This is a genomic window from Iodobacter sp. CM08, from assembly GCF_033446605.1.
Taxonomy (GTDB): Bacteria; Pseudomonadota; Gammaproteobacteria; order Burkholderiales; family Chitinibacteraceae; genus Iodobacter.
On sequence record NZ_JAWQUO010000001.1, the window covers coordinates 43,734 to 67,728 of the forward strand.

Below are 23,995 nucleotides of genomic sequence, written 5' to 3' on the forward strand. Positions count from 1 at the left end.
ATGCGCTTATTAAATCTGGTTTTTATTAAATGTTTTCGGCATGTCTGCCCAGCAATCGTCGTAGTTTGCTTGCAATTGGCTGCATTCCATTGCGTATTGGCTAGGGCGGATCACCGCATGGGTTTCAATCATAAAGGCCATCGTGCGCTCAATTTTTTGCGGTATTAATGTCGCTGTGCTGGCATTGATAAATGTTCTGGCATCCGGCCCATGCGCGCTCATCACATTGTGTAAAGAAGCGCCGCCCGGCACAAAGCCACCCGCTTTGGCGTCGTACTCGCCACGGATCAGCCCCATAAATTCATTCATAAGATTACGATGAAACCAAGGTGGACGGAAGGTGTTTTCAGCAACCATCCACCGTGGCGGGAAAATAACGAAGTCGGCATTGGCCTGGCCGGTAATGGCAGAGGGTGAGGTGAGCACGGTAAAGATCGATGGATCAGGGTGGTCGTAACTCACGGTGCCTATAGTGTTGAAGCGGCGTAGGTCATATTTATACGGCACGCTATTACCGTGCCAAGCCACTACATTTAGCGGTGAATGGCTGAGCTGGCAGGCCCAGAATTCACCTAAAAATTTTTGTACCAAAGTTGTAGGCTGATCGATATCTTCATAGGCGGCAACCGGCGCAAGAAAATCACGCGGATTGGCTAAGCCATTGCTACCAATCGGGCCAAGATCTGGAATACGCAGCGGCGAGCCGTGGTTTTCGCATAAATAACCGCTGGCGCTGCTGTCTAATAGCTCGACACGAAACTTCATGCCGCGTGGGATTACGGCAATTTCTTCGGGCTCTATTTCTAAGATGCCCAGCTCGGTTACTAATCGAATGCGGCCTTGTTGCGGCAGAAATAAAAATTCGCCATCGGCGCTAAAAAATACCCGCTGCATCGAAATATTGGCTTGATAAAGATGGATGGATACGCCTTCGGGCGAATCACTATTTGCCGCCATCGTGACTAGGCCATCAATAAAATCAGTGGGCGCATCTGGCCGTGGCAGCGGATCCCAACGGAGGCGATTGGGGGTAATGGCTGCCAATTTACTATTGGGGCGCTGGCGCTCTAGACGTTCAAATTTGCTATGCGCTGCGGATGGCAGAATGCGATACATCCAAGTGCGGCGCAGCTCTGCTCTTGGCATGGTGAATGCGCTGGTGGAAAACTGCTCTGGATATAAGCCATAAGGGGCTTTTTGCGGCGAGTTTTGGCCACTAGGTAAGGCGCCTGCTAATGCCTCGCTAGCAAATTCATTCCCAAACCCAGAAAGGTAAGACAAAGTACTTGTATCGTTTGGCATGGCGCTTCCTTTTTACGTAATGCGTAATTTATTTACGCAAAACATAATTTGATTTTAAATAGTCGTCAAGTTATAAACGCGTTTTATGACGTTTTTAAGTGACAAACAGCATGGCAATGGCAGATCGTAGGCAGAGCGTGGGTTCCGCCGAAGTGGCGGCACAGGTTTTAAAAGCGCTGGCTGATTTGGCCCCCAGCACCTCGCTCTCTCGCTTGGCTGAATATTTGGCTATGCCAGCCAGCAAAGTGCATCGCTACTTACAGGCTTTGATCGCCACTGGCTTTGCCGAACAGGATGCGGCCAGCAATCATTACGCGCTGGGGCATGAGGCGCTGCGGGTGGGTTTGATTGCGCTGGGCAAAATGGACGTGCTTAAAGTTGCCACGCCTTATCTACTGCAGCTGCGTGATCAGCTGAATGAAACGGTGTTTTTTGCGGTATGGGGAAATAAAGGCGCGACGGTGGTGCAGGTGGAGCAGGCGCTTAGATCCATCAGCCTGATTACCCAAGTAGGATCGGTATTGCCGCCGTTTAAATCAGCCACGGGGCTAGTGTTTAGTAGCCATCTGCCAGAGCAAGAGGTGCAGCTATTGCAGCAGGAGGCGGGCTTGGATAAAGCTGCGCTGCAGACGCTTAATTTGCAATTGGCAGAGATCCGCGCTCAGGGCTGGCATAGTATTCAAGGTTTATTGATTTCTGGCGTAGATGCCATCTCTGCCCCAGTATTTAATGCCCGTCAGCAGATTATTGCGGTAGTGACCGTGGTGGGCTCTGCATCGTCCGCCCTGCAGCCCGCAGCAGATAGCGATTTGGTACAAAGGCTGCTTCAAGCCACCCAAGCCATTAGCCGCAGAATGGGGGCTGTTTAAAAGTTAAACCTTAAACCTTAAACCTTAAACCCAGATTTTGAACTACGGAGAACACAGAGGACACGGAGTTTCACGGAGAAAAACATAGCTAAGTAAATGCATAGATTAGTTTTTATCTGAATTTAAGGTTTCCTTCGTGGTTCAAGATATGGGTTTTAAAGATTTTTTTAATAAATTTCAAACATAAATCGTTAAATCGCTTTTGATCTGGATATGGCAGGCTAGGCGGATGAGGGCAGGGGTGTCGGGGATAGTGAGTGGCGAGTCAGCTGCGAGCCCTGCGTGGCGGGCCATGACATTTCTTTCTTTGGCTCCTAGCGTCACCATCCCACCACTGCCTGCATGTTCTAAGCGTACCTTGCATGCCCCGCAAGTGCCTTGGCCGCAGCGCCAAGCTAACTGTAATTTTCCATCGCTTACCAATTCTCTGACAGAAGTGATCAGCATGCTATCAAGCTCGGTAGTCACTTCCAGACGGGTGGAATCCTGCGAATTGATAAAAGTTAGTTTGTACATGAGCGAGGAGCGAGCCTTAGTCCTAAGATGAAGTAATAACCTTCATTGTATCTGCAAGCCGCCATGATTAAAAAAATCCCTGTATCGGTATTAAAAATTGGCATGTATATCCATGACCTGAATGTGGACTGGATGGATCATCCTTTTTTGCGTAAGCAATTTGTAGTAAAAACAGATGAAGACTTACAAAAAATCATCATATCGGGGGCGCATGAAGTTTATATCGATACTGATCGTGGCCTAGATTACGCCCATGCGCCAACGGTGGATGAAGTGAATGCCAGCATTGAGGCGGAAATGGTTTTGGTGGCTACGGCACCCGCACCGGTGATTCAAGTTTCTAGTGCAGAAGAAATGTCCCGCGCTAAAAAAATCCATAAGCAGGCGCATTTATTGGTGCGCTCGGTTATGCAAGACGCAAGAATGGGTAAAGCCATTCAAATGGATGATGTAGAAGAAGTGGTTGAGGGGATTACTGATTCTATTTTAAGAAATAGCAGTGCTTTATTAGGTTTGTCGGGAATTAAAGATAAAGACGAATATACTTTTCTACATTCGGTCAGCGTATGTACGCTCATGGTGACGTTTACAAAAAGTATGAATTTTCCAGCTGAATTAATTCGGCAGGCGGGGATTGGCGGCTTATTGCACGATACAGGCAAAACCATGGTGCCCAATGAAATTTTAAATAAACCGGGGCGTTTAACAGAAGAAGAGTTTGAGGTGATGCGCTCGCACCCAATGGAAGGTTTTAAGATTTTGTCACAGGTGGATTCAATTGGGGATATTCCATTAGAAATTACCTTGCATCACCATGAGCGTATGGATGGAAGCGGTTATCCGCATAAATTGCCAGGGGAAAACATTACGCAATTAACGCAAATGGCATCGGTAGTGGATGTATATGATGCAATTACTTCAGATCGTTGTTATCACAAAGGCATGCCCGCCTCGGAAGGATTAAAAAAACTGTGGGAATGGAGTAAATTTCATTTTAACCCAACCTTAGTACAAGCCTTTATGCGTACGGTGGGGATTTATCCAGTAGGGTCTTTAGTTAAATTAGAATCAGGCCGCTTGGCCGTGGTGCTGGAGCAAAACGAAGGCAATTTGCTCATGCCAAGGGTAAAGGCCATCTTTAGTACTAAGGCGAATGCCTATATCACACCCGTAGAAATTAATTTGGCTAAGCCCATGGGATTAGGTGGGGCCGATAAAATTACTGGGCATGAATCGGCAGAAAAATGGAATATCGACGTGGCGAGATTTTTAATTCCACCAAGCTGATATTTATCATCCGTTGTTCTACAGGTTTTTTTGCAGCTTAGCCTTATCAAAGCGCCTTGCAAATGGCGTGCGCATTAAAAATAAAATCGCCAATATCCCTGCATAAATCAATGGCGTTGTTAAATCTTTTTTTACCAACCATAAATAATGTAATACGCCTAAGCTGGCAATTAAATAAACCAGCTTATGTAGCTTTTGCCATTGCCGTTTTAGTTTTTTAATCGCCGCTTGATTTGATGTTGCGGCGAGCGGAATTAATAGCACAAAAGCCAGAAAGCCAACGGTTACAAAAGGACGTTTAATTACATCGTGCCAAATGGCGGCAGGGTCTAAGCCATGGTCAAACACAAAGAAAGTGAATGCGTGGATAAAGGCATAAAAAAATACATAGAGGCCTAGCATGCGGCGGTAGAGCAGCAGCTTGCCATAGCCAGTTAGGCGGCGTAGTGGCGTCACGCTTAGGGTAATCATGAGGAAATTTAACGCCCAAGTACCGGTTTGGCGAGTTAAAAATTCAATCGGATTAACCGCTTGCCCAGTAGCGATGGCTATCCAAAGTAGGGGCAGCAGACAGGCAATAAAGAGAATGGGTTTGCTAAAGCGCATTGCGGCAAGCTCGATTTAAAAAGTGGATTAGCAGTTTAGTCGGTTGATTGTGCTTGATCTGACAAGAGTAGAGGGGATTAGTGCCTTTTTAAAGCGTTTGAAGGTGGTTTTTTGTATCAAAACAAAGCAGTTTGTGATCGTTTCTAGGATAATGCGAAGCCTTGCTCAAGGAAATGGCTATGTCGCAAAGCATTATTCACGCCGCTCACCGTATTGTGGTGAAAGTGGGCTCTAGCTTAGTTACCAATGAAGGCCGTGGTTTAGATCACGCTGCTCTTTTGCGCTGGGCGCAGGAAATTGCCGAAGTTTCAAAAATGGGCAAGCAAGTGGTGTTGGTCTCCTCTGGCGCAATTGCCGAAGGCGTGGCGCGTTTGGGTTGGACGCAAAAGCCGACGTCAGTACACGAAAAGCAAGCCGCTGCGGCGGTTGGGCAGATGGGATTGTGCCAAGCGTATGAAAGCGCTTTTCGCCAGCATGGTTTAAAAACCGCACAAATTTTACTCACGCATGAAGATTTAGCCGATCGCACCCGCTATTTAAATGCCCGCTCTACCTTGATGACGCTGCTGAATTTAGGCGTGATTCCCATCATTAATGAAAACGATAGCGTAGTAACCGCTGAAATTAAATTTGGTGATAACGATAGTTTGGGCGCTTTGGTGACCAATCTGATTGAAGGCGATGCGCTGATTATTCTGACTGATCAAAGCGGCCTATTTACAGCCGATCCACGTAAAGACCCAGATGCCCGCTTGGTGGAAGAAGCTGAGGCGGGCGATGTGAGCTTAGAAGAAATGGCGGGTGGTGCGGGCTCTAGCGTGGGTACAGGTGGGATGTATACCAAGATTATTGCCGCTAAACGCGCTGCGCGTAGTGGGGCTTCAACGGTGATTGCTTGCGGGCGCGAGCCTAGCGTCTTAACCCGTTTGGCTTTGGGTGAGCGCATTGGTACTCAGCTAACGGCTCAATCCACGCCACTGGCCGCTAAAAAACAATGGATTGCCGATCACTTGCAGCTTAAAGGCAGTGTGGTGCTGGATACTGGCGCGGTACGTGCCCTGCGTTTGCATGGCTCTAGCCTGCTGCCAATCGGCGTGAAAGAAGCGCTGGGTGATTTCTTGCGTGGGGATGTGGTGAGCTGTGTGGATAGCGCTGGGCTAGAAATCGCGCGGGGCATGGCAAACTATAGCGCCGCTGAAACCCGCCGCATTATGCGTTTGCCAACTGGGCAGATCGAAGCCACGCTTGGCTATATCGATGAAGCGGAGCTGATTCATCGCGATAATATGGTTTTAATGGGCTAAATGGGTAAGGTGGGCGGGCTTTGCCCTTGCCCCCTCTGTGATTTATCGCTTGTTCTGGCATGTTGTGGCTATGGCGCATATTGCATCCATAACCGCCCTGATTCTGGCCGTTTTGTACAGATCTGGATGGGCAACTAACCACACTGGGTAGTGGCGGCGGTGTTCTGTCCAGATTGCTTGTAATTCGGGATATTCATGGGCAACGAAGTCGGGTAATTCGGTGATGCCCAGTCCCGCGCGGGTAGCCGCACATAAGCTCCATAGCGTATTACAGCGCATTCTGATTTTCCCCTCATCGATCGCTTCCCCAGCAAGCTGCTCCGGCTCTGACCAGCCTGTGGCTTGTAAGGGCAGCAGCAGGGAATGCCCCGCAAAGTGCTCTCCACGAACGGGCATAGCATGGGTACGCCAGTAGTGGGCTGAGCCATAGAGCGAGACGGTGAGCTCCATCAGTTTTCGGGCAATTAATAAGGGAGATTCGGGACGAATAGTGCGCAGGGCGATATCCGCTTCCCGACGGCTTAAATTTAGTAATTCTGCCCCTGTCAGTAATACCAGCTCAATATCGGGGTGTTGTTCTTGTAAGGACTGTATCGCAGGAATAACAAAGCTCTGTGCCAAGGTATCGGTGGTGGCAATGCGCACCAGCCCAGCTAATCCCATATCAGAATCTTGAACGGTCTTTTGCATGGCCAGTGCGGCGTCTTCTAGTTGTAGCGCATGGGGTAGTAGCTGATCTGCAAAGGGGGTGGGAAGCATGCCAATGGTGGTGCGTAAAAATAGCCGAGTATTTAATTGCCGCTCCAGTGCACTGAGACGTCTGCCTACGGTTGCCTGATCTACGCTCAGTAGTTGTGCCGCTGCAGCCAGTGTTCTTGTCTTGTAAATCGCTAAGAAGTAGCGAACATTATTCCAGTCCATTTGCCGCCATATTAAGGATCACGCCTTTTGTTTACTTGTAAGTGACTGGTATGGGGTGTTTGATGTAAGGGGTAATTATGCCATTGTATTCGATAAAAATTTAATAAAATTCTTATTTTGCTATTTTATTGATATAAAAATGCAATGCGGCCATGCATATTTGTCTATTCCAAGCGCTTTTTCCTTCGTCCTATAATTCTCAGCGCATCGCATACCGTGATGTAAATGGCATGCTAAAGAGCAAATTATTATTATCGGGGAAAGATTTAAGTGATTGATTTTAAAAAAATACTGGCAGGTGCGTGGGTGCTTGAGTCCTATTTTAAGCGCGCAGATGACGGCAGCGTGGCATTTCCAATGGGGGAGCAGCCAAAGGGAATGATTATGTATACCCATGAGGGATATATGTCAGTACAAATCATGGCAAGTGAACGTGCATTCTTTGCTTCAGATAATTTGCATGAAAAGACAGCCGATGAGTTAAGCCAAGCGGCGGCAAGTTACTTTGCATATTCTGGCTTGTACGAGGTGGAAACAGAGCCCACAGACGATGGGCTGGAGGGGGCGTCCTTTAGTGGTTTGATTACTCATCATATGCAGAGCAGTCTCTTCCCTAATTGGGTGGGTTGCTCCCTTGCTCGGCTCCTCAAGCTACAGGGGGATAGGCTTGAATTAAGCACTTGCCAGTCTTCACCTTATCAAGGTAAATCGATGAGCACACACTTAGTTTGGCGTAAGCGCACTGCGATTAAGCAATCTGCTGAAGCGGTAAATAAACATTTTCGCTTGATTGCTGCATAAGGAGCACCCATGCAAAAGTACGCTCCAAATAATCCAAACCTTGTTATGTGGCTCATTATTTTGTTAGCGCCAATTGGGCAAATGGCAATTGATATTTATGTGACGGCCTTACCCACCATGCGGCATGATTTTGGGGTAAGCCAGCAGCAAATTCAATTTAGCGTCACCGCTTACTTGCTTAGCTTTGCTATTGGGCAGCTATTCTATGGCCCATTGGCGGATGCATGGGGAAGGCGGGCCTCATTATTATTAGGGCTGGGCATCTATTTATTGGGGAGCGTATTACTCCTTTTAACGCATAGCTTTCCCTTGTTTATTGCCGCAAGAATTGTGCAGGGATTAGGTATTGCTTGTGGCTCAGTGGTAATGAAAGCGCTTGCACCAGATCATTTTGCAGGTAAGCAGCTGGCTCATGTGATGACCTATATGGTGATTGGCTGGGGAATGGGGCCAATTGTTGCGCCAGTGATTGGTGCGCAGCTGCAAAGCTATTGGGGCTGGCAATCTTGTCTGTATTTCTTACTTGGCTATGGGGTGCTTTTAACTTTTATTGTTTTGTTTGGATTACGTGAGTCTTTGCAAAAACCAGTGCCCATGAAATTGAAATTGATTTATGCAAATTCACGCATGATTTACGCTAATCGTGAATTTCAGCTGTGCTTTCTGACGATGGGGCTTTGCTATGGTATTTTGCTGAGCTTTAATTTATGCGCTCCATTTATGGTTCAAGATGTTTTACATCGCTCACCGGTGTTCTTTGGGAATATCGCCTTGCTAATGGGGGCCGCATATTTTTCTGGGGTCTTTAGTAACCGGCTAATTGCGGGCCGTATTGCTGCGGCACGTTTATGCCGTACTGCGGTGGCGATTAATATTTGCACGGCGATTGTTATGACGCTGCTTGCATTTCAATTGGGCTTAAGTCTGCAGCTACTAATTGTTCCTACTTTGATTATTACTTTTTTTGCGGGGGTTATTTTTCCCAATATGATGGCACGCAGTGTGTCGATGTACCCTACACTTGCCGGTTTAGCCAGCTCTTTGCTTGGCTTTGCGCTGACGCTGTGTGCAGGAGCCGTGATGTATGTTTCCAGCTTATTGCCTGTTGATCGTTTATTACCTCTCTCCTTTTTGTATCTGCTGATTGCTGTTTTTTCTGGGGTGATGGTGTATCGCATTTATCCGGCAGAAACTAGGTTGATTGCAGATTTATGTTGATGTAGGGCGGGTGAAAAAGCCGCAGCGATTAACGCGCTTGCGGCTTTTTGGTGAATGACATCAGCATGGGGTGTTGAGTTTTTTACCTGACGATTTTCAATGGTGTGTCGCTTGTCATTCCATCGACTATTTTTTCTACCGATGCAGGTGCGCCGCCCCAGCAAAACTCTTTGGCCAGCTTGGCTTGGTAGCCATTACGTTTATCTTTAACGATGAGCTCCCACGGGCGGTTTAGATTCTGCCATTGATCACCGCTTAAATAGGCGTAGCTGCGATATTGATTGGTTTTGCAATCAATCCCTTCAAAGCTGACATTTCTTACCTTGCTGCCCTTGCTGGTCACGGCCGCTGCATAGCGAATGATGTCATCTGTACCAATCACAATCCCATCCAGTGCTACTTCAAATTTATTCATTCTGGAATCGTAATTGGCGATAAATTCGTGCCATTTCTCGAGCTTTTTTGGGTCTGGCTTGGTGAATTCTTTTTCGTCAGGTGCAGGTAGTGGTGTGTCTTTCAGTAGGCGAGAAAAAGTAGTTCCACCGGTATGTTCTATCCCTGGTGGGGTGCTATTGCTATATTCGGAGGCGTTGGCAAGGCAAGGCAAGGCAAGCAGGGCGGCAAAAAGAAAACGTTGCATATTAATCCTTAAACAAAGATGTACAGCAGGCCTGTCAGTGTGGAATGCGGCGGATAGGAATACTACGCGCGGGGCGAATACTAAACCATGTGGCTTGCAAGGTAATATGTTGGATGCCGTAGCGCTCGCCTAGCATATGGTTGATATGTTTAAGCTGCAAGGGCCACGTTTCTGGCTTCTCGATCACAATATGCGCGGAGAGCGCTACTTTGTCGCCAGATATATTCCAAACATGTAGATCATTCACCTGCACCACGCCTTTTTCTGTGGCGAGGGCGTTGCCGATTTCTTCTAGATTTAACTGCTGTGGCACGCCTTCCATTAAAACATGGGTGGTCTGGCGAAGTAGATTCCACGTTGAGCGTAAAATCAGCATCGACACAAAAACCGATAAAATTGGGTCAATGGCTTTCCAGCCGGTAAAGTAAATGACTGCACCAGCGCTAATGGCCGCAACAGATCCTAGTAAATCTCCCAACACATGGATCATCGCCGCACGGCTGTTTAGATTGTCGTGATCGTGCGATAGCTGCCAAGCAGACACAATATTCACCAGCAGGCCAATCACCGCAATGATCATCACTCCCATGCCGTTCACGGCTTGAGGATGGATTAAGCGGCTGACCGCTTCCACCACAATCCATACCACCAGTGCAATCATCACCAAGCTATTGATCAGCGCGCCGATGACTTCGGCCCGCGCATAGCCATAGGAATTTTCTGCATTGGCGGGGCGCTGTCCAATCAGATTGGCAATCAGCGCTAAAAGTAGCGCGGCGCTATCGGTAAACATATGACCGGCATCTGAAATCAGCGCCAGCGAGCCTGTCATCACCCCACCTACCAGCTCAACAACGCCAAAACCACCGGTAATAATCAACGCCAGCAACAGCCTTTTTTGCGAGCTAGGCTTGCCATGATTATGGTGGTGATGGGCATGATCAAAGGCGTGATCGTGGTGCTCGTTATGCCCACCTGGCTGATCGTGCGGGTGCGGGTGTTGATGCGGCATCTTACTTTTCCTGACTTATAGTGATTTGAAAGCCATTTTCGCTACTCATGATGACGCTAGCTTGATGTAGCTCGGCAATTCTATGCACAATCGATAAACCCAGCCCGGCCCCCGTTTGACTTTGGCCTACGGGTCTGAAAAAACGCTCGCCAAGCCGGGCGATGACATCGGGGGACACGCCAGGGCCATTGTCGCTAATGCAGATGGAGTTTTGCTTGATGCTGATCGTTATTTCAGCGTTTTCTCCCGCATAACGCTTTGCGTTATCGAGTACATTGCGCAGCAATAAAGCCAGCAACCCTGCGTGCCCATGCCAAGTTGAAGCGTTTTCTGCTTGCAGGCAGGTTTGTGCCAATCCTGCGTCTAGCAGTGCTTGTTTGGCCAACTGCACCATATCAATGCTTAGCTCGGTTTTAATGCTGGCATAGTCTAGGCGGGCCAGCTCCAATAGTTGCGCCACCAAATGGGTGCCACGGTCTACACCAAGCAGGGCTTGTTTGAGTGCTTTTTTGCGGGTTTCTGGCCTTGGGCTGCCTTGGGCCAGCTCGATTTGCACGCGTAAACCAGCCAGTGGCGTGCGCAGCTCGTGCGCGGCATCGGCAGTAAACCGCCGCTCTTTGTCTAGGGTGCTGCTCACTTGGGCAAACAGCGTGTTGAGCCGATCGCGCAGCGGGGCGATTTCTGCAGGAACGGGTAAATCGAGCGGCTGCAGATTATCTGGTGCACGGCGGGCTAGCTCAGCGTCCACCACCTTGAGTGGCATTAAGCCATGGCGAATAGCAAAAAATAGCAGAGGTAAGAGCACCGCCAACGCAAATAGGGCCGTCATACCGGTATAGCTGACGATTTCATCGATTAATTTATCGCGTTTTTCATGTGGCTCACCCACGACCAACTGCCGGTCTTGGCTCTGGCGTATCGCAATTTCCCAGTGCTTATCATCCAGTATAATGGTGCGAGTTTTGCGTTTGGGCGTGTTCTGGAAAGGCAGCACATATTCGCTACTGGAAACCAGCAGCTTGCCTTGACGGTTATAAAGACTGAAGGCAACGCGTGGCAGGTGGTCGGGCTTGTCGTGGCTGACAAAGTGGATATCGTCGTCATCCCCCAAGCTTTGCCAGAGTAGATCGGTATAAACGTAGAGCTGTTTATCGAGTAGCTCGCTGACTTCATCATGGGTTTCATAGAGCAAAACGGCGCTAAATACGGCCCAAGTTAGCGAAGTAAGTAGCAGCACCAGCAGAGTAAGTCTTGTGGCGAGCGAGGCGCTTTGCAGCCAGCTCTTCATGCTTCCAGCCGCCAGCCAAGATTACGCGCATTGCGTATCACCACATTGAGTAGTTTTTTGCGTAAGTGCGAAAGATGAACATCCAGCGTATTGCTTTCAATATCCTGCTGCCATCCATAGAGTTTTTCTTCAAGTTGAGGGCGGGATAAATAATGCGGATGGTTAGCCATCAGTAAATGCAACAGGCGGTATTCCATCGCGGTGAGATTCAGTGTTTGCCCCGCTTGCTGCACCGATTGGTGCACGGGGTCGAGGATTAAATCCTGCCAGCACAGCTCGCCATCGTGCCGGCCCTTGCCTCGGCGCACCAAGGCACGCACCCGTGCGCATAGCTCGCCCAGTGCAAAAGGCTTGATGAGATAATCATCGGCCCCAGCATCCAGCCCTTTGATTCGGTCTTCAATGCTGTCTCTGGCGGTGAGTAGCAGCACCGGCAAATGGCTGCGCTCACGGCGTATCCACGCTAATAGCTGTAAGCCATCTAGGCGGGGCAGGCCAATATCGAGCACCACGCCATCAAAGCTGGTTTCTGTCATCAGCGCCAGCCTTGCCGATTCGCCATCTTGTAGCCAGTCGGTAACAAAGCCCGCGTCAGTGAGGCCTTCCTGAATCCCATCCCCTAGCAGAGCATCGTCTTCAACCAGTAGTAAGCGCATATTTATCCTTGATGGCCTTCTACTGGCTTTAGCAGATGAGGGCGATTAATTGTCTAATTTGGATTTAACTAAGTCTAAGGTTTTGGGATCGAAATAAACGTCTACTTTTTGGCCTTCCTTATTCCAACCTTCAATTTTGTAACAATTGCCCGATTCTTTAAATTCTTTCACCTTGTAACCCATCTCTACAATCTTGGTATGGGCTACGCTGCCAGCCAGCCATTCGGCTTTGGGGTGGGTGGTGCAGTAGTAGTTGTCGGCCATACTAAAAGAAGAGGCAGCAAGTGTAACGATGGCAAGTAGCATGGTGATTTTCATGGTGTTTCCCTTGTGAAAGATGAATGAGTGATGTCATTTCACCATGCCATCATTAAGCGAAACTTAAGCTTGCATAAATCTGTGCATCTTTTTACTTTTATCTATCGCGTTAGATTTTATGGGGCCTTAAGCACCGGCTGATGATCAAGATCGGGTCGTTTAGATGGATCAATATGCGTCATTAGGTTTAATACCCTGTGCCGCTGTAACACGCGCTTTCTGGCCTCTACGGCGATATCATGCCCCGCCTCTACGGTGATTTGCGCGGCAACTTCGATATGCGCATCCACCATAATCATGTCGCCCATTTTGCGTGTGCGTAAATCATGCACCCCCAGCACGCCTGGCGTTTCTATCAGTGTTTGGGTGATGGCGGCCACTTCGTCATTGTCGGCGGCCCTATCCATTAAATCGTGCAGGGCATCCCAGCTAAAGCTCCAGCCCATTTTGCTAATCATAAAGCCCACAATTAAGGCCGCAATCGGGTCCAGAATTGGGTAGCCCATGAGATTACCAATAATGCCTAAGCCCACCACCAAAGACGATGCAGCATCCGAGCGGGCATGCCAAGCATTGGCCACCAACATGCTGGACTTCACTCGCTTGGCGACGCTTAACATGTATCTAAATAGTAACTCTTTAGTCATCAAGGCCGTGCCCGCTACCCACAGGGCAATGGCGTGGACTTGTGGGATGGTTTCAGGGGCTTCCAGTTTGCGAAACGCCGCCCACAGCATACCAATGCCAACGGCCAGTAAAATCACGCCGATAATGAAAGAGGCGGCGGTTTCAAAGCGCTGATGCCCGTAGGGGTGATCTTCATCGGCATCTTTTTGGCTGTGATGGCTGGCAAAAAGCACCACAGCATCGGCCACTAGATCAGATAGCGAGTGAATCCCATCGGCAATCAGGGCTTGCGAGCGGGCAAACAGGCCTATCGTAATTTGCGCACTGGCCAAAATGATATTTACCACCACACTCACCCAAGTGCTGCGGGATGCGGCAGCACTGGCGCTTTGGGGGTTTTCATTCAGCTCGCTAATACTCATTTTTGTGTCCTTTGATCAAGCGGCAGTAAAACGCTGCCTAAATGTGGCGCGCGTATTGCAGCATATAATTATTAAGCAAAACTTAAGCTATCTTTAAATTTGCAAAAGTATTTGTCAGCTCTGCCTGAGTATAATTAGGTGGTGCTTGTCAGGCTTTGTGCTTACTCACAAGAGTACGGCAGGGCTTGACAGGCTTGTTACAATGGATCTTTTTGCTCGGGAATCGCCATGAACAGCCGCCCAGAACATCAGCAAGCTGCCGATTTAAGTGGGCTCAATTGCCCGCTGCCTATCTTGCGGACTAAAAAAGCCCTTGCCACGATGCAAAGTGGTGAAGTGCTGCATGTGATTTGCACCGATCCAGCCACGCCGGTAGATTTCACGGCCTTTTGCCGCCAAACGGGTCATGAGTTGATCGAAACTTGGCCGCAAGACGATAAATTTCTTTTTCTGATTCGCAAACGCTGAGACGCCCATAATGAGCAAAACGATTACGATTATTAGACCAGATGACTGGCATCTTCATTTACGTGATGGCGATTTAATGGCCGCGGTATTGCCACACACGGCAACAGAATTTGCCCGTGCGATTGTGATGCCTAATCTAAAACCACCGGTTGCAACGGTAGACGCGGCATTTGCATATCGTCAGCGGATTCTGGAAGCCCTGCCTGCGGGAGTGCTGTTTGACCCGATGATGGTGCTGTACTTGACTGACCATCTCACCGCCGATGAAGTGGTTAAAGCTAAAAAAAGCGGCTTTGTTAAAGCAGTGAAGCTTTATCCGGCAGGAGCCACCACGAATTCAGACTCTGGAGTCACTAGCTTTGATAAGGTGATGCCAGCCTTAGAGAAAATGTCTGAGCTGGGTTTACCGTTTTTACTACACGGCGAAGTGACTGATCCGCAGGTGGATGTGTTTGATCGCGAAGCAGCATTTATTGATAGCGTACTAATGGTGCTGCAGCAGCGTCTGCCTAAATTAAAAATTGTGTTCGAACATATCACCACCAAGCAGGCGGCTGAATATGTCTTAAAAGCTGGGCCAAATATCGCAGCTACGGTAACACCACAGCATTTATTGATGAATCGTAATGCTTTATTTACTGGCGGAATTCGTCCGCATCATTACTGCCTGCCGGTACTGAAGCGTGAAGAGCATCGCCGCGCGCTGCTGGCGGCAGTCACATCGGGTAGCAAAAAATTCTTCCTTGGTACCGATAGCGCACCGCACGCTAAGCATACTAAAGAAGCGGCTTGTGGTTGCGCGGGGATTTACTCTGCCCATGCTGCGCTGGCTTTATACGCCGAGGCATTTGAATCGGTAGGGGCGTTAGATTTGCTAGAAGGTTTTGCCTCTAAAAATGGCCCTGCTTTTTATGGTTTGCCAGAAAACACTGATACGGTGACGCTGCTTAAAGAAAGCTGGACCGTGCCTGCCAGCTATCCATTTGGCGAGCACAATGTGGTGCCTTTACGTGCAGGGGAAGAAATCCATTGGAAGCTAGTTTGAATCAGCCATTGAAAACAAGCCTAACTCATCGTGGCATCAGTAAATTAAGCTGGTGGTTGTTTGGCGCGGCGATGATTGCAGCCGCGTGGTGGGGGCAGCCGCTGGTCGATTCAGTGCATTTTGAAAATCATTTTTTTGGCGTGTTTTGGTATTCCATGATCGCGCTAGGGCTGATTTTCTGGAGCCTGCCTAGCGAGCAATTTACCGATGGCAAGCTGCTGGAGCGTCGCACCATGTTGCTAGGCATGCTGCCGCTTTGGCGCAAGAGTGAGCCAGTCAGTAGCTTTGAGCGGGTAGAGCTAACACAGGAACCCAATATTTTTGGTAAGGATAGCGTTTGGTTAAGCTTGATTACGGTGGAGGATGGGGAGACGAAGCGTCGCTTTGTGTTCGCGTATTTTCCTGCGAGCCAACGTGGAATCGCCAAAGCACAGCAAATGGCGGGTGATTTATCACAAATAAGCGGATTGCCATTTGCACAAGCGGCCTCAGAGGTGTGATAATCCGCCGCTGCGGAGCAGGCTAGACAGTCGCTGCCATACTTTTAGGGTATGGGGGAGGAAAGTCCGGGCTCCATAGGGCAGGATGCCGGTTAACGACCGGGCGTTGCAAGGCGACGGAAAGTGCAACAGAGAGCTGAACCGCCAATGGCCCAAGTTGAAAGCCTTTATTGATACAAGGCTGGATTGGGATCAGGTAAGGGTGAAAAGGTGTTCCCGTCAGGGATGCAGGCCGCAAGGTTTGTCGGTAAGAGCGCACCGCGGACGTGGTAACACGGACGGCAGGGTAAACCCCATCCGGAGCAAGACCAAGCAGTAGACGTTGAGGTGGCCCGCCGAGTCTACGGGTAGGTTGCACGAGCCCAGTAGCAATGCTGGGCCTAGAGGAATGACTGTCACCTTGGGGTAACTCAAGGCTACAAAACCCGGCTTATCGGCCGGCTCCGCAACCTAAAAAAGTAAAAAAGCCGATCTATCATCTAGATCGGCTTTTTTGCGTTTGAATTATTTACTTAAGATCAGGTTCAAATTTATTTCCCGTTTTCGAAACGTCGTCATTACCGCATGCCTTTGGCGGGAATCTAGCGGTGTTACTGGATCACCGATTAAAACATTCGAGGATGACGATTTTGCGTTTACGGACTACCTTTTACTGAGTAAAAAACGCGGCAAAGCGCTTATTGATTTCCTCTGGAGAAACATCTTCAATATGTGTGGCAAGGCTCCAGATATGGCCAAATGGGTCTTTTAGTGTGCCAATTCTATCGCCATAAAACTGATCGCTCACGGCTCGTAGCTCAACCGCACCGCGGTTGAGTGCATGATCAAAAGCAGCATCGACATTTTCTACGTATAGCATGATGCTAACTGGTGAATTACCCAAAGCGGCAGGGCTTACATAACCCATGTCTGGATGCTCGTCGGCCAGCATAATGGATGAATCACCGATTTTAACTTCGGCGTGAGCGATTTTGCCGCTAGGGTCGGCTAAGCGCATGACTTCCGTGGCATTAAAGGCGCTTTTATAAAACTCAATTGCGCTAGCCGCATCGTTGACTATCAAGTAAGGCGTTGCGGTATGGTATCCATGAGGTATGGCATTCATTGCTGCATCCTTGTTCAAATTAGCCCAACATAGCGCGCTTGGGATTAAGTCGCGCTTTAATGGCCCGCTTAAGCAGGCTGATCTTCACCGCCAATAAAGCGGTAAACCACGGCGCCTAAAATGGCACCAATAATTGGCGCAAGCCAGAATAACCAAAGCTGGCTAGTGGCAAAGTTACCTGCAAATAGCGCTACTGCGGTACTACGAGCAGGATTTACCGATGTGTTGGTCACGGGAATACTGATCAAATGGATCAGCGTGAGGCCCAGACCAATGGCAATCGGTGCAAAGCCCTGTGGAGCGCGTTTATCTGTAGCACCCAAGATGATGATCAGAAACATCATAGTCATTACAACTTCAGTAATCAATGCCGCACTCATGGAAAACTTACCAGGTGAGTAATCACCGTAGCCATTTGAAGCAAAGCCACCTAGAGTCGTGAAATCTGCCTTACCGGTCACAATAAAATACAGCACGGTTGCGGCAACAATTCCGCCTAAAACTTGGGCAACGATATAAGGGATAAGTTGGTTGGCTGGGAAGCGCTTGGCAGCCCATAAACCAATCGAAACAGCAGGGTTTAGATGGCAGCCAGAAATATGGCCTATCGCGTAGGCCATGGTTAGAACGGTAAGACCAAAAGCTAAGGAAACACCTACAAAGCCAATTCCAAGGCTGGGGAAGGCTGCTGCTAATACAGCACTGCCGCAACCACCAAGTACTAACCAAAATGTGCCAATGAACTCTGCTGCATATTTATTCATTATTATATTTCCTTTCGATAAACTTTCAGGTCTAAAAGTGGCGAATGGTACAGGCTGCGATATAGCTTGGTATAGTGTGTAAGGTCACTTTGGGAGGTTGGTGTCTAGGTGGTCAATCGCTTTGCTCATAGCGAGGCTATTTTTATACGCTTACTTGGCAATGGGCCGGATTAATCAATGAATTTAAAACATGATCTTGCCATTGCCCTGCAATTTTTAAGTAAGAGCGTGCGTAGCCTTCTTTTTCAAAACCCAAGCGCAGTAATAGCTGAGCGCTACGCAGGTTACTCGGGATATGGTTGGCCATAATGCGGTGTAAATCCCGAGTGCTAAATAGATGCTCGATGGCGGTGCTGAGTGCTTCAAACATCAGCCCTTTGCCTTCAGCGCTGGCCGCGAGTGAGTAGCCCAGATGGCAGGCCATAAAAGGGCCTTGCACAATATTACTGAAGCTACATTGCCCTAACATTTCACCGCTGCTTTTATCTAATAAGGCCCAGTGAATTGCTGAGCCTTGCTGATATTGCAGCCGCGCATTTTCTAATCTGAGCTGCCAAGCGAATGCCGTAAAAAACTCCTCATCACGCAGCGGATCCCATGGGGCCAAGTGGGTGCGGTTTTGCTGCTGAAACCCCGCCCATAACTTGGCTTGCTTAGGGTCTGCTTGAACCAAGCTTAAACGCTCGGTTTGCAATGATTCGGGGGCTTTACGGCTAAAAATCATAGTGCGTCTTGTGGATTATTGGCGTGTAGTTTGGTTTCTAGCTCATTAATTCTGGCTTCTAACTCGTGCAATTTCTCACGGGTGCGTAGTAGTACTTCTTGTTGAATTTCGAACTCTTCACGTGTTACCAAATCCATTTTAGTAAAGGCCGATGCCATCATGGCGCGGGCGTTTTTTTCCATGTCTTTAGCGGGGCTGGAGGCAATCGCTTCAGAGATTTTGCTGGCGATTTCGTCAAAAAATTTGTCTTTTAACATGGTGTGGTGCTCCTTGTTTGATTGGGTTTTAGTTTAGCAGAAGCGGCTGTAATTAGGCTGGGTTGAGGTTTGTTTTACGTTTGCACAGCGTTGGGTGGTGCGCACTACTCTGGTGCAAAATTTAGTTGCAGTGCACCATAGAACGTCTATTGTTGGTGCATGGTTTTGCTAAGCCTCTGAAGTTTGGTTGATTTATTGCTTGGCATGCTTTGTGCTGATATGTGAGTACACCACCCTTTTAAAAGGAGCACCCCATGAAATTCGTGTCTGCGATTATTAAGCCGTTCAAGCTCGATGAAGTTCGCGAAGCCTTGTCTGAAATTGGCGTACAGGGTTTAACCGTTACCGAGGTGAAAGGTTTTGGCCGCCAAAAAGGGCATACCGAGTTGTATCGTGGCGCTGAATACGTGGTGGATTTTCTGCCTAAGGTGAAAGTAGAAGTGGCGATTGGTGATGATCAGCTAGAGCAAACGCTAGAAGTCATCGAAAAAGCCGCTAACACCGGCAAAATTGGCGATGGCAAAATTTTTGTATTTGATCTGCAGCACGTGGTGCGGATTAGAACGGGTGAAATTGGCGAAGCAGCCATCTAATAAAAACCGCAGGAGAGAGACGATGAAAAAAATATTTGCGGCACTCGCCCTCAGTGCGACAGCAGCTCAAGGCTTTGCTGCTGAAGTGGCGGCTTCTGTCCCCGTTGCTATCGTAGATACCATTAATAAAGGCGATAACGCGTGGATGTTTATCTCCACAGCGTTGGTTATTTTGATGTCTATACCTGGCCTTGCCCTATTTTATGGTGGCTTGGTTCGCTCTAAAAATATGTTATCGGTGCTGATGCAGGTGTTTTCTGTGTTTGCAATGATCTCCGTGCTGTGGGTGGTGTATGGCTACTCACTGGCGTTTACCGAGGGCAATGCTTTCTTTGGCTCCTTTAGCAAAGTCATGCTCAAAGGCGTGACTCCTGATTCGATTGCGGCCACCTTTAGCAAGGGCGTGGGGATTTCTGAGCTGATTTACATCGTGTTTCAAGGCGCATTTGCGGCGATTACCTGCTGCCTGATTGTGGGCGCGTTTGCTGAACGGGTGAAATTTGCGGCGGTGATGGCATTTTGCGCGATCTGGTTTACCTTCTCCTATCTGCCAATGGCCCATATGGTTTGGTATTGGACAGGGCCTGATGCTTATCTAACCCAAGCCGCTGCCGACACGGCCACGGCCACAGCGGGTTTTCTTTTTCAAAAAGGTGCACTTGATTTTGCTGGCGGCACGGTGGTGCATATCAATGCCGCCGTTGCAGGTTTGATTGGTGCAATTATGGTTGGTAAACGGATTGGTTTTGGCCGTGAAGCCATGACGCCACACAGCTTAACCATGACCATGATTGGTGCTTCATTGCTGTGGTTTGGTTGGTTTGGCTTTAATGCGGGCTCTGCTTTAGAAGCCAATGGCGTGGCGGCGCTGGCCTTTATTAATACTTGGTTGGCCACTGCTGCGGCGACGATGTCTTGGTTATTGGCCGAATGGATGCTCAAAGGCAAGCCTTCGCTGCTAGGCGCGGCATCAGGAGCGGTTGCTGGTTTGGTAGCCATTACACCTGCTTGCGGCTTTGTGGGTGTAGGCGGTGCTTTGGTGATCGGCTTGCTGGCTGGTGTGGTTTGCCTGTGGGGTGTGCATGGTTTGAAACGCATGATGGGTGCGGATGATGCCTTGGATGTGTTTGGTGTGCATGGCGTAGGTGGAATCTTGGGTGCCTTGCTCACTGCGGTGTTTGCATCGCCAGCGTTGGGTGGGGTGGGTATTTGGGATTATGTAGCGAATAAAATTGCTGCTGATTATTCTATTTTGGCCCAGCTTAAAATTCAGGCGATTGGTGTGGGTACAACGCTGATTTGGTCTGCAGTGGTGTCTATTATTGCTTTTAAACTGGTTGATTTGTTAATTGGCCTGCGCGTTCCAGAAGAAGAAGAGCGCGAAGGTTTAGATTTAACTAGCCATGGTGAAAAAGCATACAACTTTTAACAATAATTAAAACTATTCCGGGGAATTAATATCGTGTTATTCTCCGGATTGTAGTGCCAGTATGCTTATTTGTATTAAGGGTTTTATCAAACTACTAATTATCTCTCCTAAGGGTGATTCTGTTTGTTTAATACAAAGCATTCTGTGAAAAGCCCGCCGAGTAATTGGCGGGCTTTTCTACGTGCATTCATTATTGATACTAAGGTGTTTTGCTTAAGGGTAATGACTAGGGTGATTTAATTATTGGTGGGCTAAATAAAAATTTAGTGCTGCGTATAAAATTGTTTAATATCAGTTACTTATATTTATTGTATTGTTTTTTGCTCTGTGGCCATTTGTTTTTGGTATTTATACATTGCTTATTTTTTGTGGGTGAAAATTGCACCTATTTGATGCGCGCCTCTCAGTGTTGTTTTAGCCATAAGCGTATTCTTGCTATCGCCTAAATGGTGGCGTGTACAATTTGTTTTTTATGCAAAATATTGATTGCTCTGTTGATATGCATATTTGGTTTTATATTTGACTGAGCCATCATTAATCCAATGCCGTTCAGGCTGTTTTCCTTACAAAAATGCTGCTGATTATGTCTATTGCTCTAATAAACTAGTTAAATCATTTTTTAGAACCATACAACGTGCAGAATGGCTGAAACCCAATACTATTAACTTAAGCAATATGCCATTCGTAGGGCGGGTGCAAGCCCATATGCGCTAACTAAATTACATAGAGCCTGAACTGAGCATGAAATGGTGCTAAACCTTGAACCACAGAGGAAAAGCAGAGCACAGAGGACACAGAGAAAAGCACAAAACAGGGCTTTATTTTCTCTGTGAAACGCTGTGGGTCTCTGTGTTCTCTGTGGTTTAAGATTTAACCAGCTGATTCATATCATTATTTTTTTGCTTAGCGCACATGGGGTTGCACTCGCCTTACGATATTGATAATGAGTTTAAGTAAGAAACGGGGTATTTAATGCTCTGCTATTTTTCTTTTAATTGCCGCAACTCTGGCTTGTTTGATTTTTTCAGGAATCTGAGCTTTATCAGTACAGCTGAGGGCAATTTCACCGCTGTTTACCGTGTTGGCTGCAGCCAGTAGCTTGAGTAAGTGATCAGCCTGTGGGTAGTCGCAGTTTTCAAAACGGGTACGCCCACGTGCATCGGCAAGGCAGGCATTAAGCATCTCTTTAAAGCGCTCTGGCTTTCTGAAGGCATCGCAGCGCTGAAATACTTCTAGCACCGTAGCAGGGCGCAGCTGCAATGCTGTGTGGACATGAGTGTGCTCACGGCAAACTATTCTCGCTAAATCTCGGCAATCGCTGGTTACGCGTAGTCTTTCGCATAGGGCTTCAACCAGTGCCACACCGCGTGCTTCGTGGCCGATATGCCTTGGCAAAATATCGGCTGGCGTAATCGCCTTACCCAAATCATGGCAAAGTGCGGCAAAGCGAGTGGTGAGCGGCCAGTTTTGTGCGGCGGTGTAATCCAGCACCATCATGACATGCACGCCAGTATCTACTTCAGGATGATAGTCGGCACGCTGCGGCACGCCCCAGAGTGCATCGATTTCTGGTGCAATACGTGCCAGTGCACCGCAGCGGCGCAGCATTGCAAACATCTTAGATGGCGTGTTTTCCATCAGCCCTTTGGCAAATTCCTGCCAAACTCTTTCTGCTACCAGATGATCTACTTCGCCACTGGCTACCATGCCTTGCATCAAGATGAGCGTTTCTGGCGCCACATCAAAGCCAAAACGTGCAGCAAAACGGGCGAGGCGCAAAATACGTACTGGGTCTTCACTAAAGGCGGGGGAGACGTGGCGTAATAGTTTAGCTTTAAGATCAGCTTGGCCGTTGAAGGGATCGGTGAGCAGGCCGTGTTCATCCTCGGCCATTGCATTGATGGTGAGGTCGCGCCGCAGCAAGTCTTCTTCTAAAGTAACATCTTCGCTTGCAAATACGGTAAAGCCTTTGTAACCATGGCCTGATTTGCGCTCGGTACGGGCTAGGGCATATTCTTGATGAGTTTTGGGGTGTAAAAAGACAGGGAAGTCTTTACCAACGGGCGTGTAGCCTTGTGCTTGCATGGCTTCTGCTGTGCTGCCTACTACCACCCAGTCGATATCTTTAACGGCAAGCCCTAGCAATCTGTCCCTTACAGCACCGCCTACGCGATAAACCTTCATTGATCTTTCCTTAGAATTTTTAAGCATTTTAATTGCTAATGATCCAGCCGTTACAATCAATCATCAATCTGATTTCAAGGAGGCTTATGAAAATCGCCAATAGCATTACCGATCTGATCGGCAATACGCCCTTAGTGAAGTTAAACCGCATTGCTGCAGCAAGTGGGGCAACGATCGTCGCTAAGCTGGAGTTTTTTAACCCATCGCATTCAGTAAAAGACCGCATCGCTGTGGCTATGATTGATGCCGCAGAACAAGCAGGCCTGATCGGCCCAGATACGGTGATTGTGGAGCCAACTTCGGGCAATACGGGGATTGGTTTGGCCATGGTTTGCGCTGCGCGTGGCTATAAGCTGGTACTCACTATGCCAGAAAGTATGTCTAAAGAGCGCCGTGCATTATTACGCGGCTACGGCGCCACGCTGGTATTAACCCCTGCTGCAGAAGGCATGGGGGGCGCGATTGCTACGGCAAAGGCTTTAGCCATTGAGCACAGCAATTATTTTTTACCACAGCAGTTTGAAAACCCAGCCAATCCAGAAATTCACCGCCGTACCACAGCAGAAGAGCTGTGGAATGATACCGATGGGCAAATTGATATCTTGGTGGCAGGCGTGGGTACTGGGGGCACCATCACTGGCATTTCAGAAGTATTAAAAGCGCGTAAGCCCTCATTTAAAGCGGTAGCCGTTGAGCCTGATGCCAGCCCGGTGCTGAGTGGCGGCCTAAAAGGTCCTCATCCTATTCAGGGCATTGGTGCTGGGTTTATCCCTAGCGTGCTGAATACGGAAAGCTATGACGAAGTGATCCGCGTAACAAGTAGCGATGCCTTTGCTACTGCCAGAGCGCTGGCTACGCAAGAAGGGATTCTGGCAGGGATTTCGGCAGGCGCTGCAACTTGGGCGGCGATTGAATTGGGTAAGCGCCCAGAAAACGCAGGCAAGCTGATTGCCGTGATTATTCCTTCCTTTGGCGAGCGTTACTTATCCACGCCGCTATTTGAAGGCTTGCTGGATTAATGGTGGGATAGATTGGGTAGGGTGGGCACAAGACTGTGCCCACGCGGATATTCCCCTTCCCAAGTCGTGGGCAAAAAAACCTGCCCACCCTAAACAAAAAATAGACGACCGGTCTATTTT

General features: G+C 48.4%; 26 protein-coding genes and 1 other RNA gene. 12 read left to right on the forward strand and 15 right to left on the reverse strand.

Features of this window, described 5'->3' with window-relative positions; genetic code table 11:
• Positions 1–9: 9 nt before the first annotated feature.
• Entirely contained in the window at positions 10–1,302 is a 1,293-nt protein-coding gene (gene hmgA, locus R6242_RS00195) for a homogentisate 1,2-dioxygenase (protein ID WP_318422496.1), read from the reverse strand.
• A 116-nt stretch (positions 1,303–1,418) separates the two neighbouring features.
• On the opposite strand from hmgA, the gene R6242_RS00200 reads away from it, so the two are divergent.
• Positions 1,419–2,171: an IclR family transcriptional regulator gene (locus R6242_RS00200; protein WP_318422499.1), complete on the forward strand. Its 753-nt coding sequence runs from the start codon at positions 1,419–1,421 to the stop codon at positions 2,169–2,171.
• 177 nt (positions 2,172–2,348) lie between these two features.
• On the opposite strand, the gene R6242_RS00205 is transcribed toward R6242_RS00200, so the two are convergent.
• Positions 2,349–2,687, reverse strand: coding sequence for a 2Fe-2S iron-sulfur cluster-binding protein (locus tag R6242_RS00205; RefSeq protein WP_318422503.1), 339 nt, complete (start codon positions 2,685–2,687; stop codon positions 2,349–2,351).
• A 63-nt stretch (positions 2,688–2,750) separates the two neighbouring features.
• Here R6242_RS00205 and R6242_RS00210 point away from each other — a divergent pair, with 63 nt between their 5' ends.
• Positions 2,751–3,974 (forward strand): HD-GYP domain-containing protein, encoded by a 1,224-nt coding sequence (locus R6242_RS00210; RefSeq protein ID WP_318422506.1) that lies wholly within the window; start codon positions 2,751–2,753, stop codon positions 3,972–3,974.
• 18 nt (positions 3,975–3,992) lie between these two features.
• On the opposite strand, the gene R6242_RS00215 is transcribed toward R6242_RS00210, so the two are convergent.
• Positions 3,993–4,580, reverse strand: a complete 588-nt coding sequence (locus R6242_RS00215) for a protein-methionine-sulfoxide reductase heme-binding subunit MsrQ (protein ID WP_318422509.1) — start codon at positions 4,578–4,580, stop codon at positions 3,993–3,995.
• A 179-nt stretch (positions 4,581–4,759) separates the two neighbouring features.
• On the opposite strand from R6242_RS00215, the gene proB reads away from it, so the two are divergent.
• Positions 4,760–5,884, forward strand: a complete 1,125-nt coding sequence (gene proB / locus R6242_RS00220) for a glutamate 5-kinase (protein WP_318422511.1) — start codon at positions 4,760–4,762, stop codon at positions 5,882–5,884.
• A gap of 42 nt (positions 5,885–5,926) precedes the next feature.
• On the opposite strand, the gene R6242_RS00225 is transcribed toward proB, so the two are convergent.
• Positions 5,927–6,805: a LysR family transcriptional regulator gene (locus tag R6242_RS00225; RefSeq protein WP_318422514.1), complete on the reverse strand. Its 879-nt coding sequence runs from the start codon at positions 6,803–6,805 to the stop codon at positions 5,927–5,929.
• 270 nt (positions 6,806–7,075) lie between these two features.
• On the opposite strand from R6242_RS00225, the gene R6242_RS00230 reads away from it, so the two are divergent.
• Positions 7,076–7,606 carry a lipocalin-like domain-containing protein gene (locus R6242_RS00230; protein ID WP_318422516.1) on the forward strand — a complete coding sequence of 177 codons (531 nt, stop codon included), beginning with the start codon at positions 7,076–7,078 and terminating at the stop codon, positions 7,604–7,606.
• Between the two features lie 9 nt (positions 7,607–7,615).
• On the forward strand, positions 7,616–8,824 hold the full coding sequence (locus R6242_RS00235; protein WP_318422518.1) for a multidrug effflux MFS transporter: 1,209 nt from the start codon (positions 7,616–7,618) through the stop codon (positions 8,822–8,824).
• An 82-nt stretch (positions 8,825–8,906) separates the two neighbouring features.
• Here R6242_RS00235 and R6242_RS00240 read toward each other — a convergent pair whose 3' ends face one another.
• The 6 genes from R6242_RS00240 to R6242_RS00265 all read right to left on the reverse strand — a co-directional run bounded on the left by R6242_RS00240 (position 8,907) and on the right by R6242_RS00265 (position 13,787).
• Positions 8,907–9,464 (reverse strand): CNP1-like family protein, encoded by a 558-nt coding sequence (locus tag R6242_RS00240; RefSeq protein WP_318422521.1) that lies wholly within the window; start codon positions 9,462–9,464, stop codon positions 8,907–8,909.
• Between the two features lie 34 nt (positions 9,465–9,498).
• Positions 9,499–10,476, reverse strand: coding sequence for a cation diffusion facilitator family transporter (locus tag R6242_RS00245; protein ID WP_318422523.1), 978 nt, complete (start codon positions 10,474–10,476; stop codon positions 9,499–9,501).
• 1 nt (position 10,477) lies between these two features.
• Positions 10,478–11,764 carry an ATP-binding protein gene (locus R6242_RS00250; RefSeq protein WP_318422526.1) on the reverse strand — a complete coding sequence of 429 codons (1,287 nt, stop codon included), beginning with the start codon at positions 11,762–11,764 and terminating at the stop codon, positions 10,478–10,480.
• A complete protein-coding gene (locus R6242_RS00255; RefSeq protein WP_318422529.1) occupies positions 11,761–12,420 on the reverse strand; it encodes a response regulator transcription factor in 660 nt (219 codons plus the stop codon). Before R6242_RS00255 ends, R6242_RS00250 begins: the two co-directional genes overlap by 4 nt.
• A 45-nt stretch (positions 12,421–12,465) precedes the next feature.
• A complete protein-coding gene (locus tag R6242_RS00260; RefSeq protein WP_293935821.1) occupies positions 12,466–12,738 on the reverse strand; it encodes a PepSY domain-containing protein in 273 nt (90 codons plus the stop codon).
• 116 nt (positions 12,739–12,854) lie between these two features.
• Positions 12,855–13,787: a cation diffusion facilitator family transporter gene (locus R6242_RS00265; RefSeq protein ID WP_318422532.1), complete on the reverse strand. Its 933-nt coding sequence runs from the start codon at positions 13,785–13,787 to the stop codon at positions 12,855–12,857.
• Between the two features lie 228 nt (positions 13,788–14,015).
• Here R6242_RS00265 and R6242_RS00270 point away from each other — a divergent pair, with 228 nt between their 5' ends.
• The 4 genes from R6242_RS00270 to rnpB all read left to right on the forward strand — a co-directional run bounded on the left by R6242_RS00270 (position 14,016) and on the right by rnpB (position 16,249).
• Positions 14,016–14,255 (forward strand): sulfurtransferase TusA family protein, encoded by a 240-nt coding sequence (locus R6242_RS00270; protein WP_318422535.1) that lies wholly within the window; start codon positions 14,016–14,018, stop codon positions 14,253–14,255.
• 10 nt (positions 14,256–14,265) lie between these two features.
• Positions 14,266–15,300: a dihydroorotase gene (gene pyrC / locus R6242_RS00275; RefSeq protein WP_318422538.1), complete on the forward strand. Its 1,035-nt coding sequence runs from the start codon at positions 14,266–14,268 to the stop codon at positions 15,298–15,300.
• Positions 15,297–15,800, forward strand: a complete 504-nt coding sequence (locus R6242_RS00280) for a hypothetical protein (RefSeq protein WP_318422541.1) — start codon at positions 15,297–15,299, stop codon at positions 15,798–15,800. Before pyrC ends, R6242_RS00280 begins: the two co-directional genes overlap by 4 nt.
• A gap of 14 nt (positions 15,801–15,814) precedes the next feature.
• Positions 15,815–16,249, forward strand: an RNA gene (gene rnpB, locus R6242_RS00285) — RNase P RNA component class A.
• Positions 16,250–16,449: 200 nt separating this feature from the next.
• Here the strand turns inward: rnpB and R6242_RS00290 are convergent.
• From R6242_RS00290 to R6242_RS00305, 4 genes are all read right to left on the reverse strand, one after another.
• Positions 16,450–16,905 (reverse strand): VOC family protein, encoded by a 456-nt coding sequence (locus tag R6242_RS00290; RefSeq protein WP_318422544.1) that lies wholly within the window; start codon positions 16,903–16,905, stop codon positions 16,450–16,452.
• 68 nt (positions 16,906–16,973) lie between these two features.
• Positions 16,974–17,669, reverse strand: a complete 696-nt coding sequence (gene aqpZ / locus R6242_RS00295; protein ID WP_293935147.1) for an aquaporin Z — start codon at positions 17,667–17,669, stop codon at positions 16,974–16,976.
• 142 nt (positions 17,670–17,811) lie between these two features.
• Positions 17,812–18,393, reverse strand: coding sequence for a ribosomal protein S5-alanine N-acetyltransferase (gene rimJ / locus R6242_RS00300; protein WP_318422548.1), 582 nt, complete (start codon positions 18,391–18,393; stop codon positions 17,812–17,814).
• Complete coding sequence (locus R6242_RS00305; RefSeq protein WP_318422552.1) at positions 18,390–18,650, reverse strand: accessory factor UbiK family protein; 261 nt, start codon at positions 18,648–18,650, stop codon at positions 18,390–18,392. Before R6242_RS00305 ends, rimJ begins: the two co-directional genes overlap by 4 nt.
• Positions 18,651–18,904: 254 nt before the next feature.
• Here R6242_RS00305 and glnK point away from each other — a divergent pair, with 254 nt between their 5' ends.
• Both glnK and R6242_RS00315 read left to right on the forward strand, forming a co-directional pair.
• Positions 18,905–19,243 (forward strand): P-II family nitrogen regulator, encoded by a 339-nt coding sequence (gene glnK, locus R6242_RS00310; protein WP_293935155.1) that lies wholly within the window; start codon positions 18,905–18,907, stop codon positions 19,241–19,243.
• Positions 19,244–19,265: 22 nt separating this feature from the next.
• On the forward strand, positions 19,266–20,672 hold the full coding sequence (locus tag R6242_RS00315) for an ammonium transporter (RefSeq protein ID WP_318422555.1): 1,407 nt from the start codon (positions 19,266–19,268) through the stop codon (positions 20,670–20,672).
• Positions 20,673–21,641: 969 nt separating this feature from the next.
• On the opposite strand, the gene R6242_RS00320 is transcribed toward R6242_RS00315, so the two are convergent.
• Positions 21,642–22,856 carry a multifunctional CCA addition/repair protein gene (locus tag R6242_RS00320; RefSeq protein ID WP_318422558.1) on the reverse strand — a complete coding sequence of 405 codons (1,215 nt, stop codon included), beginning with the start codon at positions 22,854–22,856 and terminating at the stop codon, positions 21,642–21,644.
• Between the two features lie 86 nt (positions 22,857–22,942).
• On the opposite strand from R6242_RS00320, the gene cysK reads away from it, so the two are divergent.
• A complete protein-coding gene (gene cysK, locus R6242_RS00325) occupies positions 22,943–23,875 on the forward strand; it encodes a cysteine synthase A (RefSeq protein ID WP_318422562.1) in 933 nt (310 codons plus the stop codon).
• Positions 23,876–23,995: the final 120 nt, after the last annotated feature.

Excerpts from the sequence above, each read along its gene's own strand:
- R6242_RS00250 (WP_318422526.1), bottom strand. The coding sequence starts at position 11,764 with ATGAAGAGCTGGCTGCAAAGCGCCTCGCTCGCCACAAGACTTACTCTG.
- rimJ (WP_318422548.1), bottom strand. The coding sequence starts at position 18,393 with ATGATTTTTAGCCGTAAAGCCCCCGAATCATTGCAAACCGAGCGTTTA.
- R6242_RS00215 (WP_318422509.1), bottom strand. The coding sequence starts at position 4,580 with ATGCGCTTTAGCAAACCCATTCTCTTTATTGCCTGTCTGCTGCCCCTA.
- hmgA (WP_318422496.1), bottom strand. The coding sequence starts at position 1,302 with ATGCCAAACGATACAAGTACTTTGTCTTACCTTTCTGGGTTTGGGAAT.
- proB (WP_318422511.1), top strand. The coding sequence starts at position 4,760 with ATGTCGCAAAGCATTATTCACGCCGCTCACCGTATTGTGGTGAAAGTG.
- R6242_RS00290 (WP_318422544.1), bottom strand. The coding sequence starts at position 16,905 with ATGAATGCCATACCTCATGGATACCATACCGCAACGCCTTACTTGATA.
- R6242_RS00235 (WP_318422518.1), top strand. The coding sequence starts at position 7,616 with ATGCAAAAGTACGCTCCAAATAATCCAAACCTTGTTATGTGGCTCATT.
- R6242_RS00255 (WP_318422529.1), bottom strand. The coding sequence starts at position 12,420 with ATGCGCTTACTACTGGTTGAAGACGATGCTCTGCTAGGGGATGGGATT.
- R6242_RS00315 (WP_318422555.1), top strand. The coding sequence starts at position 19,266 with ATGAAAAAAATATTTGCGGCACTCGCCCTCAGTGCGACAGCAGCTCAA.
- R6242_RS00270 (WP_318422535.1), top strand. The coding sequence starts at position 14,016 with ATGAACAGCCGCCCAGAACATCAGCAAGCTGCCGATTTAAGTGGGCTC.
- cysK (WP_318422562.1), top strand. The coding sequence starts at position 22,943 with ATGAAAATCGCCAATAGCATTACCGATCTGATCGGCAATACGCCCTTA.
- R6242_RS00205 (WP_318422503.1), bottom strand. The coding sequence starts at position 2,687 with ATGTACAAACTAACTTTTATCAATTCGCAGGATTCCACCCGTCTGGAA.
- aqpZ (WP_293935147.1), bottom strand. The coding sequence starts at position 17,669 with ATGAATAAATATGCAGCAGAGTTCATTGGCACATTTTGGTTAGTACTT.
- R6242_RS00265 (WP_318422532.1), bottom strand. The coding sequence starts at position 13,787 with ATGAGTATTAGCGAGCTGAATGAAAACCCCCAAAGCGCCAGTGCTGCC.
- R6242_RS00210 (WP_318422506.1), top strand. The coding sequence starts at position 2,751 with ATGATTAAAAAAATCCCTGTATCGGTATTAAAAATTGGCATGTATATC.
- glnK (WP_293935155.1), top strand. The coding sequence starts at position 18,905 with ATGAAATTCGTGTCTGCGATTATTAAGCCGTTCAAGCTCGATGAAGTT.
- pyrC (WP_318422538.1), top strand. The coding sequence starts at position 14,266 with ATGAGCAAAACGATTACGATTATTAGACCAGATGACTGGCATCTTCAT.
- R6242_RS00245 (WP_318422523.1), bottom strand. The coding sequence starts at position 10,476 with ATGCCGCATCAACACCCGCACCCGCACGATCAGCCAGGTGGGCATAAC.
- R6242_RS00320 (WP_318422558.1), bottom strand. The coding sequence starts at position 22,856 with ATGAAGGTTTATCGCGTAGGCGGTGCTGTAAGGGACAGATTGCTAGGG.
- R6242_RS00305 (WP_318422552.1), bottom strand. The coding sequence starts at position 18,650 with ATGTTAAAAGACAAATTTTTTGACGAAATCGCCAGCAAAATCTCTGAA.
- R6242_RS00260 (WP_293935821.1), bottom strand. The coding sequence starts at position 12,738 with ATGAAAATCACCATGCTACTTGCCATCGTTACACTTGCTGCCTCTTCT.
- R6242_RS00200 (WP_318422499.1), top strand. The coding sequence starts at position 1,419 with ATGGCAGATCGTAGGCAGAGCGTGGGTTCCGCCGAAGTGGCGGCACAG.
- R6242_RS00225 (WP_318422514.1), bottom strand. The coding sequence starts at position 6,805 with ATGGACTGGAATAATGTTCGCTACTTCTTAGCGATTTACAAGACAAGA.
- R6242_RS00240 (WP_318422521.1), bottom strand. The coding sequence starts at position 9,464 with ATGCAACGTTTTCTTTTTGCCGCCCTGCTTGCCTTGCCTTGCCTTGCC.